At 55.3% G+C, this 11,680-nt stretch carries 13 protein-coding genes and 1 pseudogene; 11 read left to right on the forward strand and 3 right to left on the reverse strand.

The window, feature by feature from the left end; all coding sequences use genetic code 11:
• Nucleotides 1-46: 46 nt before the first annotated feature.
• Both PuT2_RS10490 and rpe read right to left on the reverse strand, forming a co-directional pair.
• Entirely contained in the window at nt 47-739 is a 693-nt protein-coding gene (locus PuT2_RS10490; RefSeq protein WP_093970999.1) for a phosphoglycolate phosphatase, read from the reverse strand.
• Entirely contained in the window at nt 733-1,431 is a 699-nt protein-coding gene (gene rpe / locus PuT2_RS10495) for a ribulose-phosphate 3-epimerase (RefSeq protein ID WP_173862538.1), read from the reverse strand. Before rpe ends, PuT2_RS10490 begins: the two co-directional genes overlap by 7 nt.
• 80 nt (nt 1,432-1,511) lie before the next feature.
• Between rpe and apaG the strand changes: the two genes are divergently transcribed.
• From apaG to PuT2_RS10525, 6 genes and pseudogenes are all read left to right on the forward strand, one after another.
• Nucleotides 1,512-1,886, forward strand: a complete 375-nt coding sequence (gene apaG / locus PuT2_RS10500) for a Co2+/Mg2+ efflux protein ApaG (protein WP_093971021.1) — start codon at nt 1,512-1,514, stop codon at nt 1,884-1,886.
• 38 nt (nt 1,887-1,924) lie between these two features.
• Complete coding sequence (locus PuT2_RS10505) at nt 1,925-3,208, forward strand: murein transglycosylase A (RefSeq protein WP_093971001.1); 1,284 nt, start codon at nt 1,925-1,927, stop codon at nt 3,206-3,208.
• A complete protein-coding gene (locus PuT2_RS10510; protein WP_093971002.1) occupies nt 3,205-4,371 on the forward strand; it encodes an FAD-dependent monooxygenase in 1,167 nt (388 codons plus the stop codon). The genes PuT2_RS10505 and PuT2_RS10510 overlap by 4 nt, the downstream gene beginning before the upstream one ends.
• Before the next feature lie 94 nt (nt 4,372-4,465).
• Nucleotides 4,466-5,170 (forward strand): DsbC family protein, encoded by a 705-nt coding sequence (locus PuT2_RS10515; protein ID WP_370318043.1) that lies wholly within the window; start codon nt 4,466-4,468, stop codon nt 5,168-5,170.
• 75 nt (nt 5,171-5,245) lie between these two features.
• Nucleotides 5,246-5,452: pseudogene (locus PuT2_RS16125) on the forward strand (aromatic ring-hydroxylating dioxygenase subunit alpha); the annotation flags it as partial.
• Between the two features lie 32 nt (nt 5,453-5,484).
• Entirely contained in the window at nt 5,485-5,886 is a 402-nt protein-coding gene (locus tag PuT2_RS10525; RefSeq protein ID WP_371596737.1) for an ABC transporter substrate-binding protein, read from the forward strand.
• 59 nt (nt 5,887-5,945) lie between these two features.
• Here the strand turns inward: PuT2_RS10525 and PuT2_RS10530 are convergent, their stop codons facing one another.
• The gene (locus PuT2_RS10530) at nt 5,946-6,878 is read right to left on the reverse strand and encodes a LysR family transcriptional regulator (protein ID WP_093971004.1); all 933 of its coding nucleotides are present in this window, start codon (nt 6,876-6,878) and stop codon (nt 5,946-5,948) included.
• A gap of 107 nt (nt 6,879-6,985) precedes the next feature.
• Here PuT2_RS10530 and PuT2_RS10535 point away from each other — a divergent pair, with 107 nt between their 5' ends.
• The 5 genes from PuT2_RS10535 (at nt 6,986) to pgaB (ending at nt 11,633) form a co-directional block, all read left to right on the forward strand.
• Nucleotides 6,986-7,972: a 2Fe-2S iron-sulfur cluster-binding protein gene (locus PuT2_RS10535; RefSeq protein ID WP_093971005.1), complete on the forward strand. Its 987-nt coding sequence runs from the start codon at nt 6,986-6,988 to the stop codon at nt 7,970-7,972.
• A 27-nt stretch (nt 7,973-7,999) separates the two neighbouring features.
• On the forward strand, nt 8,000-9,262 hold the full coding sequence (locus PuT2_RS10540; protein ID WP_093971006.1) for an aromatic ring-hydroxylating dioxygenase subunit alpha: 1,263 nt from the start codon (nt 8,000-8,002) through the stop codon (nt 9,260-9,262).
• A 2-nt stretch (nt 9,263-9,264) separates the two neighbouring features.
• Entirely contained in the window at nt 9,265-9,738 is a 474-nt protein-coding gene (locus PuT2_RS10545; protein WP_093971007.1) for an aromatic-ring-hydroxylating dioxygenase subunit beta, read from the forward strand.
• A gap of 7 nt (nt 9,739-9,745) precedes the next feature.
• Nucleotides 9,746-10,060, forward strand: a complete 315-nt coding sequence (locus PuT2_RS10550; RefSeq protein WP_093971008.1) for a non-heme iron oxygenase ferredoxin subunit — start codon at nt 9,746-9,748, stop codon at nt 10,058-10,060.
• 412 nt (nt 10,061-10,472) lie between these two features.
• Nucleotides 10,473-11,633, forward strand: a complete 1,161-nt coding sequence (gene pgaB / locus PuT2_RS10555) for a poly-beta-1,6-N-acetyl-D-glucosamine N-deacetylase PgaB (protein ID WP_093971009.1) — start codon at nt 10,473-10,475, stop codon at nt 11,631-11,633.
• Nucleotides 11,634-11,680 lie beyond the last annotated feature (47 nt).

The raw sequence follows: 11,680 nt of genomic DNA on the forward strand, positions 1-11,680 counted from the left end.
GTGTTGTGATGCGGATAGCGGTAAACGTCATGAATTTTTGCTGAAATTATTCGGTAAAGACAGGTGCCGCGCTACCCGTGATGCGAGCTGCTGCGACGTCAATCGAGGCAACTATACCATCGACTTTCAGGTTTTGCACGTCTTGCCCCTCGTTGTACCCGTAGGGGACGGCAAATACCGATATGCCGGCAGCTTGCGCAGCCAGCGCGTCGTTGGCCGAGTCTCCGATCAAGATAGCGGTTTCCGGCGCTACGTCAAGCAATGAGCAAGCGTGTAAAAGCGGCATGGGGTGCGGTTTTTTTTCGGTGCAGGTGTCGCCGCAAACGACGTGCTCAAAAAAGCGGCTTAACCCACAGGCCAGCAAAAGCGGGTGGGTAAACTCTGCGGGCTTGTTTGTGACAACCGCCATGGGGACGCCGGCATCGCGCAAATGTACCAACCCCTCGACAACCCCTTCGTACACCGCCGACTTGGTGCCGTTAACGATGTGATAGTGTCGTTTGAATAACGTCAGGCCCTGGGTGACGGTTTCTTCTGGCAGGTCGTCGTCGAAGCCTGATGACAGCGCGCGTCGGACCAGGTTTTCGGCCCCTTTGCCGACATAGGTCGCAATAACGTCGAGCGGTAGGGGCGATAAGCCCATTTCGGTGCGCATGGCGTTGGTGGCATCAGCCAGATCTGGAATGGAGTTGACCAGCGTGCCGTCCAGATCGAGAAGTACAGCTGCGTATGTCATGATGCCTGCTGTTCGCCCCGTGCGATTTCGCGCCGCATGTTTTCAATGACTTGACGGTAGTCGGGCTGACCAAATATGGCCGAGCCGGCGACGAATGTATCGGCGCCGGCTGCGCGAATTTCGGCGATATTGTTGACCTTTACGCCGCCGTCAACCTCCAGCAAAATGGCTTGGCCGCCATTACTTTGCCAGGCATCAATTTTTTCGCGGGCCTGTTTAAGTTTGGTCAGCGTATTCGGTATGAAGCTTTGCCCGCCAAAGCCCGGGTTTACCGACATCAATAGAACAATGTCCAGCTTGTCCATGACGTAGTCCATCCATTGCAGGGGGGTAGCCGGGTTAAAGACTAGGCCTGCCTTGCACCCATGGTCGCGGATCAGCGACAGGGTGCGGTCAGGGTGCCGCGAAGCTTCCGGGTGAAACGTAATAACGTCGGCGCCTGCTTTTGCAAATTGCGGGATAATGTCGTCCACTGGTTCTACCATCAGATGAACGTCAATGGGTGCCTTGGTGTGGGGGCGGATCGCCTCGCAAACCATCGGCCCGATCGTCAGATTGGGAACATAATGGTTGTCCATGACGTCAAAGTGAATCCAGTCGGCGCCAGCGTCGATAACGTTGCGCACTTCTTCGCCCAGGCGGGCAAAGTCAGCCGACAACAGGCTGGGTGCAATTCGGGTGTTAGATGTAGACATAATCAGTAAACCTGTGGGTAAGCCGGACATCTTCCGGTTGATACATGACATTATTGCAGGTGAGTGCCATTGGAATCTTTATGAAGCCTTACGACCTGAGCATTACCGTAACTCCGCAGTACCTCCCAGAACAGTCTGACCCGGACAAACAGCATTTTGTGTTTGCCTACACCGTACGCATCACCAATAATGGCGAACACGCCGCACAAGTCATCAGCCGTCATTGGGTAATTACCGATGGCCGGCAAAACGTGCAAGAGGTCAGGGGGCTGGGTGTCGTGGGCCAGCAACCGTTGCTGGCACCAGGCGAAACCTTCGAATACACCAGCGGGTGCCCCTTGCCAACGCCGTTCGGCACCATGAAAGGCGCTTATCACTGCGTCGGCGATAATGGTATTCCGTTCGAGGCTGAAATCCCCGAATTTGTGCTGGCCATGCCGCGCACCTTGCATTGAAATTGTACCGGGCTTGTGTCTTTGCTTTCTGCCGACTCATGAAAAAACGTCTTCTCCCTCTGCTGCTGGTCCTGCTGGCAGCCTGTACCAGTGTCCCGCCCGAGGCGCCCGTTTCTGCGCCCGGTGCCGAGCCTACCCCCGATATTGCCGAGCGTCCACTGCGGGTGCCCGATATATCTGTTTTGCGGGAAACCGCCGTCCGGCCGCTGTCCGGCAAGTTTCAGGCCGTGGGCTGGGGGGCTTTGCCGGGCTGGAACGAAGACGATCTCGCGTCGGTCTGGAAAGGCTTGGTCAACAACTGTAAAGGTCTGATGCGGCCGGTTTCCGGTTCATTGGCGTTGCCGGCGCGCGCCGCACCCCGTGCCTGGCAGCCGGTGTGCTTGCAGGTCGAACGTGCTGGTGTGCCTGAAAATAGTCGGCCCGATACGCAATGGGTGCGCGAGTTCCTGCAAACTCATTTGCAGCCCTGGCGCCTGCTCGATAGCGAAGGCAAGTTGGCCCGCAACACCGTAACGGGTTACTACGAGCCTCTCATTCGGGCGTCACGCACGCGTGGCGGCGACTATCAATGGCCACTGTATGCCGCACCCGACGACCTGCTGACGATTGACTTGGGGTCGGTTTACCCCGAGCTGGCCGGTAAACGGGTGCGCGGTAAGCTCGAAGGCAAGCGGGTTGTGCCCTACGACACCCGCGCCCAGATTGCCGGCGCCGAAAAGCAGCCGCCCGTCATTGTGTGGGCAAATGATCCTGTCGAAGCTTTTTTCCTGCAAATTCAAGGTTCGGGCCGTGCCTTGCTGCCTAATGGCGAAACCATTCGTCTGGCCTACGCTGATCACAATGGCCGGCCGTATGCGTCCATTGGCAAGTGGTTGGCCGATCAAGGCGAAATGCCGTTGGCGCAAACCTCCATGCAAAACATAAAGGCTTGGGCAAAGCGTAATCCGGGCCGCATTCAAGAAATGCTCAATGCCAACACGGCCATGGTGTTTTTCCGTGAAGAGCGTATTTCCGACGCCGAACTTGGGCCCAAGGGGGCCTACGGTATTCCGCTGATTGGCGAACGCGCAGTTGCTATCGATCCCGCCTTCGTTCCGTTAGGCAGTCTTGTTTATCTGGCGACAACATACCCGGCCGCTCAGCAGCCGTTGCGTCGTCTGGTGTTTGCGCAAGATACCGGCGCGGCCATCAAGGGGGCAGCCCGAACTGATTTTTATTGGGGCTTTGGTGACGAGGCTGGCGCGCGTGCGGGTCGTATGAAGCAATCCGGCGAAATGTGGGTGCTGTGGCCCAAGCAGGCCGGAGCGCCTTCGGCACGATGAGTGACCCGATTGTTGTCTGCGGTGCCGGAATCGTTGGGCTTTCAGCGGCGCTGGGGTTGTCGCGGGCAGGGCTCGACACCGTGCTTGTCGCGCCGAAGCAGCCCTTGCCATCCAAGGCGCCCGGGGTGTATTGCCCGCGCGTGTATGCCTTGTCTCCGGCTAGTCAGCGGTTTTTGGCCGAGCAGGGGGTATGGGACATGCTTGACCAGCAGCGGATTACCCCGGTGGAGTCCATGCAAATTTATGGTGATGCCAGTGGCCAGGTAAGCTTGAACGCTTGGCAGGCTGCGCACCAAGAACTGGCCTGGATTATCGAATCTGATGAGCTCGAACGTGTGTTGCGTCAGGCTGTTCAGCTCTTTCGTGTGACTTGGCTCGACGACCGGTTTGATAACTTTGCCCAACGCGGTGTTTCCCTTGCCTCGGGCAAGTCTATCTCTGCGCCTCTCGTCATTGGTGCCGAAGGCGGGCAGTCAGTGGTTCGTCAGGCCGCAGGTATCGCCCACCACTCCAAACCTTATGGTTATGCCGGCGTAGTTACCCATTTGCGCGTCGATCGGCCCCACCAAGGTACGGCATTTCAATGGTTTGCTTCTGACGGCATCATCGCATTCTTACCCATGCCCGATACGTCCGACGCTCATCAGGTGTCTCTGGTCTGGTCTATGCCTCAAGACCAGGCCGATACCCTGATGGCGCTTGACGCGGCGGCTCGGGCCGAATGGCTTGCGTTGCGTCTGAAAGTTTTGGCTGGACACGATTTGGGCACGATATCCGTTCGTAGTGCGGTGTACGCGTTTCCGCTGTTTTGCGAGTACAGCGATATGGTTGCCCCCGGCGTGGTGCTTGTGGGCGACGCGGCGCATCGCGTTCACCCCCTGGCTGGTCAGGGGCTTAACCTTGGGTTGGGCGATGTGCAGGAACTCTTACACGTGTTGGTGTCTAAAGAGTCTTACCGGTCACCTGGCGATATGCGTGTTTTGTCGCGTTACCGTCGCGCGCGGGCCGAACCCGTTTTGGCCATGCGTACGGTAACCGATGGTCTGCACCGCCTGTTTGCGGTACAGGCGCCGCCTGTCGTCATGGTGCGTAATCTGGGCATGCAATTAGTCGATCGTTTGCCCTGGGTCAAGCGGCGACTTATACAAGGGGCGTCGCGCTAGTCCTTGCGCATGCTCTGATTCAATTTCTGGAGTCCATATGTTTTCTGTCGTTCGGCGTTACTTGGCGCTGGTAGGTTTCGTCTTGTTGAGTGCCATGTATTCGGGGGCGCACGCGCAGCCTGTTCCAACACAATCAACAAACCTCTTGGCCGATGTTAAAGGCCGGTTTGAAACCCGTTTCCCGGGGATTGAAATTACTGCGGTGCGTGAGACCCCTTTCCCCGGCCTTTTCGAAGTCCAGGTAGGGATGGATTTACTGTATAGCGACGCCGATGTGTCTTATGTGATGCAGGGCTCACTTATCGATGCGGTATCACGCGTTGATTTGACGTCAAAGCGACTGGCCGATTTAAGTCAGGTGCCGTTTGACGAGTTGCCGTTTCATCTGGCGATAAAGCAGGTCAAGGGCAATGGCGAACGCGTGCTGGTTGCGTTTGAAGACCCCAATTGCGGTTACTGCAAACGCTTGCACCAAACCTTGGCCGACGTCGACAACATTACGGTGTATACGCTCTTGTACCCCATCTTGTCACCAGATTCGCACGACAAGGCGCGTAATATCTGGTGTGCCCCCGACCGCGTTGCCGCGTGGCGCAACTGGATGCTTGACGGCGTTGTGCCGCCCGAAGCGCAGTGCGAAACCCCTGTGCAAGATATTCTGGCGCTTGGCCAGCAAATGACCATTCGTGGTACGCCGGCCTTGTTCTTTGCCGATGGGTCTCGGGTTAATGGTGCTATGCCGCTCGAGGCTCTGGTTGAGAAGCTCGACAGCGTTACTGATGCTGTGGCGCGTCGTTAGGCATTTTGGCCGGTGCCGTCATCAGGGTGCGCTCTGGGGTATTTGGGCAGCCCCGAGCAGGTCGGTGCCGATCAAGTGCTCAAAGAGGTTGGCAATGAGATCCACTGTAATCGTTGGATGCCCAACATTTCTGTGCCTGGCATTTTCGACTTGCTATATAAGCAAGATGGCAAGCCAGTCGATATGTGGACGAATATGCGCTGGATTCCGCCAAGCTGCTTTTTGCTGGATACAGGTGTTCATTCGCCGGGCGGTGAGCGCGAAGGGTATGGCTGGTATTACGGCATTCACATCCTGACGCCCAGCAGGCTGGAATCGGCGATACGGCACTGGGTATTGTCAGCGGTGGCTTTTGGGCACCTGATTTCGACAATGCTCAAAGCCGTCAGTTCGTTCAGGCTTTCGAGGCAAAGTACGGGCATATTCCGTCTAATTACGCGGCGCAAAGTTACGACGCTGCCTTGTTGCTCGACTCGGCCATTGCCAAAGTCAAAGGGAATGTCGCTGATAAACCTGCTTTCATGGCAGCACTTAAGGAAGCAGACTTCGACTCAGTTCGGGGCGATTTCAGCTTTAGCAACAACAACTTTCCGAAGCAGGGGATGCACGTCATGGAAGTCGTTAAAGACGATAAGGGTCGCTTGACGCTCAAGACAATTGGTACGCCGTTTAAATCGTACCAAGATGCTTATCACGCGCAGTGCCCGTTGAAATAAGTCTTGGTTGGAAAGGGGGGGGCATTGCCGCAGGTAGTGCCCTTCTTTTGTGTTGGGTTTTAGACCGCATTTTCGGGGGCGCCCTGAACTGCCTCCGAGAACAGGTTGAAGATGATCTTACGCAGCCATTGGTTGCCGGGCTCTTTGTGGAATTTGGCGTGCCAGAACAAGTTGATGCCAATTTTGGGCAAAGCGATGGGATGGTCGACGTAAGTAAGGTTGAAGGGCTTGGCGTAGTGCAGGGCATAAAGCTCGGGCACGGTAGCGATCAGGTCGGTGTTGCTGAGTATGTGGCCGACCGCGACAAAGTGCGGCACAAGTAGCTTGACGATGCGCTTGCTGTCTGTGCTGTCGATGATCTCATCCAGTTTGGCGTGGCCGGTGCCGGCCGAGATCACTTGTACGTGTTCACTGTCGAAGTACTGTTTGCTGCTTATGGTTGTGCCCGCGTAGGGGTGCTCGGCCCGCATCAGACAGACATAGCGCTGCATGAACAGGCGTTGCTGGAAGAAGCCAGTTTTCAACTGGGGTAACAGGCCAATCGCCAGGTCGACATGCCCAGCTTCCATTTCTGTGCTCAGGCTGTCGTGCGTGTTGCGTACCGTGCTGATCGTAACGCCGGGGGCAGTGCGGCTTAGCAAGTCCATCAAGCGTGGCAGCAACGTAATTTCGCCCAGGTCGGTCATGGCAATGACAAATTTTCGGCGGCTGGCCAACGGATCAAACGAGGCGCGTTGATTTAGTGTGTCGTGCAAAGTGCTGAGCGCATACGTGATGGGCTCGGCTAATTGCGCCGCATAGGGGGTGGGCTCCATGCCTTTAGAGGTTCGTATGAACAGCTCGTCACCCGTCAGGGTGCGAAGGCGCCGGAGTGCATTACTGACGGCGGGCTGGCTGAGGTTCATTTTATCGGCTGCGGCCGACACGCTGCCTTCAGTCAGCAGGTAGTTAAAAACGACCAACAGGTTTAGATCTATGTCTTTCAAGTCCATTATTCACATCGCTTATAGCCCTTATTCATCACATTCTATAGGTTAATGAAGTCTCGTTCTATATACTCGATCCCCTGTATAAACCCATAAAAACTATCAGACGAATCATGGAGTTACATATCCAGCCGTTGGGGCAGACACTGTCGGTCGATTCAGGGGTGAATCTTCTGGAAACCTTGCGCGCCGCCAATGTGCCCATTTCATATAGTTGTATGGCGGGCCGCTGCGGCACATGTCGCTGTAAAGTGCTCAAGGGTCAGGTGCTCGAATCGGGCCGAGAGGCAACGCTCACCAATCCACGCGCCGATGACTATGTCCTGGCCTGCATGAGCTCGATTACCGAGTCGTGCACCATCGAAATCCCCGAGCCCGATGAGGTGGTCAACCACCCGGCTCGCATCATCAAGGCAACAGTCGTCGCCGTCGAAAAAGCCACTCACGACATCCGACGTATCGTGTTAAAGCCGGCCAAGCCCATCGAATACTCGCCGGGCCAGTACGTCTCGCTTCAATTTACGCCTGACCATATTCGCCCTTATTCGATGGCAGGTTTGTATACCGATGACCACCTTGAGTTCCATGTTCGTATTGTCCCCGACGGTCGGGTCAGCGGCTATATCGATCAAGTCTTGAAGCCAGGCGATGCCGTCCGCGTTACAGGGCCACTGGGCACAGCCTATTTGCGTCGCAAGCACGAGGGCCCTATGTTGTGCATTGCGGGTGGTACCGGATTGGCGCCAGTATTGTCCATCGTGCGTGGGGCTCTCGAAAGCGGCATGACCAACCCCATTCACGTGTATTTCGGTGTGCGCTCGCAAACTGACGTTTATTGCACCGATGTGTTGGCCCAGTTGCAGGCGCGGTATGCCAATTTGAAAGTCAGCGTGGTGGTCGCCGTGGGGGCCGCAGCAGACGGTCAACGGAACGGATTGGTGACCGACGCAGTCGAAGCTGATTGGTCGTCATTGGAAGATTTTCGGGTTTATTTATGTGGTTCGCCGCCTATGGTGGATGCCGCAACATTATTGGTGACGCGTAAAGGGGTGGCCCCCGAGCATGTTTATGCCGACGCGTTTTACGCCAGCGCCAGCTAACCGGCGCCGATTAGCAAGGAGAGGATGATGAGTACTATTCCAGAGGTGTTTCCTCGTGACCCCAAGTGGGAAGGTGAAGGCAGTAGCCGGATCCCGTTTTGGGCCTACACCGACAAAGACATCTATAAACAAGAGCTTGAGCGCTTGTTTTATAACAATCACTGGTGTTACGTGGGCCTTGAAGCCGAAGTCCCCAACCCGGGTGATTTCAAGCGCACGCTTATTGGAGAACGTTCCGTCATCATGACACGTGACGCCGAGGGCGGTATCAACGTTATTGAAAACGTCTGTGCGCACCGAGGCATGCAATTTTGCCGCAAGCGTAACGGCAATGCCAAAGAACTGGTCTGCCCCTATCACCAGTGGAACTACAGCCTGAAAGGCGACCTGCAGGGCGTACCCTTTTTGCGCGGTGTGAAAAAAGACGGCCAAGTTCACGGCGGTATGCCGAAAGACTTCAAGACCAAAGACCATAATTTGAACAAATTGAAGGTCGCCACCCGCGGTGGTGTGGTCTTTGCTTCTTTTGATCATGATGTCGAGTCCTTCGAAGACTACCTTGGCCCTGAAATGCTGAAATATTTCGACCGCCTGTTCAATGGTCGCAAGCTGCACATTCTGGGCTACAACCGTCAGCGTATTCCGGGCAACTGGAAGCTAATGCAAGAGAACATCAAAGACCCTTATCACCCCGGGTTGTTGCATACCTGGTTCGTGACTTACGGCTTGTGGCGTGCCGACAATAAGTCAGCGCTGCGTATGGACGATCGTCACCGCCACGCCGCCATGATTTCCACGCGTGGTAATGCCGGCGCAAAAAACGAGGTCACCCAGGGGGTTACGTCGTTTAAAGAAAGTATGCAGGTGCAAGACAAACGTTTGCTCGACATCGTGCACGAAGACTGGTGGGGCGAGCCGACTGCCGTCATGATGACGATTTTCCCAAGCGTGATTTTCCAGCAGCAGGTCAATAGCGTCTCAACGCGTCACATTCAACCCAACGATGAAGGCTCCTTCGATTTTGTCTGGACGCACTTTGGTTTTGAGGACGACACGCCCGAAATGACGCAGCGTCGTCTGGTGCAGGCCAACCTGTTCGGCCCGGCAGGCTTCGTATCGGCTGACGATGGCGAGGTTATCGAGTTTTCGCAAATGGGCTTCGAGCAAAAACCGTATCACCGTGCCGTGGCCGAATTGGGCGGCTATGACGTAGAAAATACCGAGCACATGGTGACCGAAACATTGATCCGCGGCATGTATGAGTACTGGCGCAAACAAATGGAGATTTGAGCATGATTGACGTTCAAACCTATATGGACCTGAACAAGTTGTACGCGGATTACGCCTCGGTGATCGATGCCGAGAAGTGGGACGAGTGGGCCGAGTTCTTTGAAGAAGAGTGTGAATATAAAGTGCAGCCGCGCGAAAACCACGAGCGTGGCTACCCGCTGGCCACGATGTGGTTCATCAGCAAGAACATGCTCAAAGATCGCGCTTACGGCATTGTCGAAACGCTGTTTCACGACCCTTACTACCAACGCCATGTCGTCGGCGCGCCCCGTATTCTCAGTTTCGAAAACGGCGTGATCGAGTCCGAGGCCAACTACGCGGTGTTCCGTACCAAGCTCGATGGCGAGTCCACGGTGTTTAACGTGGGTCGTTACCTGGATCGTATTGTTGTCACAGACAAGGGGCTAAAGTTCAAGTCGCGCGCTTGTATCTACGACTCCGAAATGATCCCCAACTCAATTATTTATCCCATTTGAGGTTTTTATGACGCAATGGATTGATGTACTGGCGGCTGACGCCGTCCCCGAAGATGATGTGGTCGGTGTCGAGGCCGGCGGCCGCGAAATTGCTATTTATGGTGTTGAGGGTGCCGTTTATGCCACCGACAATATCTGTAGTCATGGTCATGCACGCTTGTGCGACGGTTTTCTTGAGGACTTTGAAATCGAATGTCCCTTGCATCAGGGGCGTTTCGATGTGCGTAACGGCAAAGCCATGTGCGAGCCCTTAACCGAAGACATCCGTTCGTACCCGGTCAAGATTGAAAACGGCCGAGTGTGGGTTGAGCTTGCCGACTAAATAAAAACGACATGGCGGTCACCATAAAAAAACCATGACCGACCAGGAGGAGACATATGACAACACTGGTGTTATTACAAGGGTAAGGTTGTAGACGAAATCTACACCCAGGTTGGGCAAACCGATTACTCCACTGAAATTACGCAGATCCAGGCCGCTCCGCCCGAGGCGGGGTCTGAGTTCAAGTCTGTGCGCGGCTCGTTCAGCTTCAACACCAATAACATGCCCGTCCAGAATTTTTATATTTTCGAATATCAAAAAGCGGGCGACAAGGTGGTGCCGAAGTTCATGGGTACCCCGCTCGAAGCGCATCAAGACGTCTATGTATCGCAGTGCCCTATGAAATAAGGCGTATGGCATAAGGCGTTGTCTTATGTTGAACTGACAGCCCTGATATCTATCGGGGCTTGTCATGCTTTCAAGACGTACGTTATTGTTGTCGGGTGCGCTGCTAACGTTATGGCCGGGCTGGCCACCTGTACTTCGGGCTAGGCAGGCTTGCGATTGCAAGCGCGTCATACACATCGATCTAGACTACCTGTACGACAGCGATGCCTCTCAGGTTGGGCGTAACCTCGAGGCCTTGGTTGCTCGTGTGGCGTCTATTGGCGCTAATACTGTTTTCTTGCAGGCGTTTGCAGACCCCGTAGGCGATGGGCTGATCCGTCAGCTGTACTTCTCTAATCGTCACTTACCGGTTCGGGCCGACCTATTCGGTAATGTGGCCACGCGGTTGCGTAATCAGCTGGGCGTGGCGGTATACGCCTGGATGCCAGTGCTGGGGTATGCGCTCGACTCGACTTTCGAGCGCGTGGTGCGTGTTGACCCCAAGCCGCTGGTTCACCCGCCCATGACCGATCCGAATCAGTACTTGCGGTTATCGCCGTTTAGCAAACGTGTGCGCGAGACTGTTGGTGAAATCTACGAAGACCTGGCCGGGTCGGCGGACTTTGATGGCGTTTTATTTCACGACGACGCATTGTTAAGTGACTATGAAGACGCAAGTGAGTCTGCCTTGGCTGCCTATGCACAAGCGGGCTTGCCGTCAACCATTCACGAGCTACGCGCTGACCAAGACATCTTTCAACGTTGGACACGTTACAAGACCCAAGCGTTGAATGACTTCACGATTGAGCTACTGGACTGCGCGCAGGCGGTAAGAGGCCAGCCCCTAAAGACGGCGCGCAATATATATGCGTTACCTGTGCTTCGGCCCGACAGCGAAACCTGGTTTGCGCAAAACTTCGATGACTTCCTTGCCATTTATGACTGGGCAGCAGTGATGGCTATGCCGTTAATGGAAGGAGTTCGGCCGGAAGTTGCGGAGGCTTGGCTTGAGCGACTGGTGGATAAAGTGGCCGAGAAGCGAAATGGCCTTGCTCGCACTATATTTGAGTTGCAGGCGCGCGACTGGTCTTTGCCGGGGCAGCCCTATATAGAAGAGCAAACACTTGTATCCTGGATGACAGCGCTTTATAAACAAGGTGCGCGCCATGTGGGCTATTACCCCGATGACTTTATTCGTGGCCGCCCCAGGGCACAACTTATAGCGCCATTAATGCGCGATGAATAAAGTCAGTGTGCGTAGGGCCACCTTCACCAATTAAGCGCCACTGCCAT

The sequence above is a fragment of the Pusillimonas sp. T2 genome, from assembly GCF_002236805.1.
In the GTDB taxonomy this organism is placed as follows: Bacteria; Pseudomonadota; Gammaproteobacteria; order Burkholderiales; family Burkholderiaceae_B; genus Neopusillimonas.

What these genes read in the sequence shown, in the direction of transcription:
- rpe (WP_173862538.1), bottom strand. Translation starts at nt 1,431, where the DNA reads ATGTCTACATCTAACACCCGAATTGCACCCAGCCTGTTGTCGGCTGAC.
- apaG (WP_093971021.1), top strand. Translation starts at nt 1,512, where the DNA reads ATGAAGCCTTACGACCTGAGCATTACCGTAACTCCGCAGTACCTCCCA.
- PuT2_RS10505 (WP_093971001.1), top strand. Translation starts at nt 1,925, where the DNA reads ATGAAAAAACGTCTTCTCCCTCTGCTGCTGGTCCTGCTGGCAGCCTGT.
- PuT2_RS10510 (WP_093971002.1), top strand. Translation starts at nt 3,205, where the DNA reads ATGAGTGACCCGATTGTTGTCTGCGGTGCCGGAATCGTTGGGCTTTCA.
- PuT2_RS10515 (WP_370318043.1), top strand. Translation starts at nt 4,466, where the DNA reads ATGTATTCGGGGGCGCACGCGCAGCCTGTTCCAACACAATCAACAAAC.
- PuT2_RS10530 (WP_093971004.1), bottom strand. Translation starts at nt 6,878, where the DNA reads ATGGACTTGAAAGACATAGATCTAAACCTGTTGGTCGTTTTTAACTAC.
- PuT2_RS10535 (WP_093971005.1), top strand. Translation starts at nt 6,986, where the DNA reads ATGGAGTTACATATCCAGCCGTTGGGGCAGACACTGTCGGTCGATTCA.
- PuT2_RS10540 (WP_093971006.1), top strand. Translation starts at nt 8,000, where the DNA reads ATGAGTACTATTCCAGAGGTGTTTCCTCGTGACCCCAAGTGGGAAGGT.
- PuT2_RS10545 (WP_093971007.1), top strand. Translation starts at nt 9,265, where the DNA reads ATGATTGACGTTCAAACCTATATGGACCTGAACAAGTTGTACGCGGAT.
- PuT2_RS10550 (WP_093971008.1), top strand. Translation starts at nt 9,746, where the DNA reads ATGACGCAATGGATTGATGTACTGGCGGCTGACGCCGTCCCCGAAGAT.
- pgaB (WP_093971009.1), top strand. Translation starts at nt 10,473, where the DNA reads ATGCTTTCAAGACGTACGTTATTGTTGTCGGGTGCGCTGCTAACGTTA.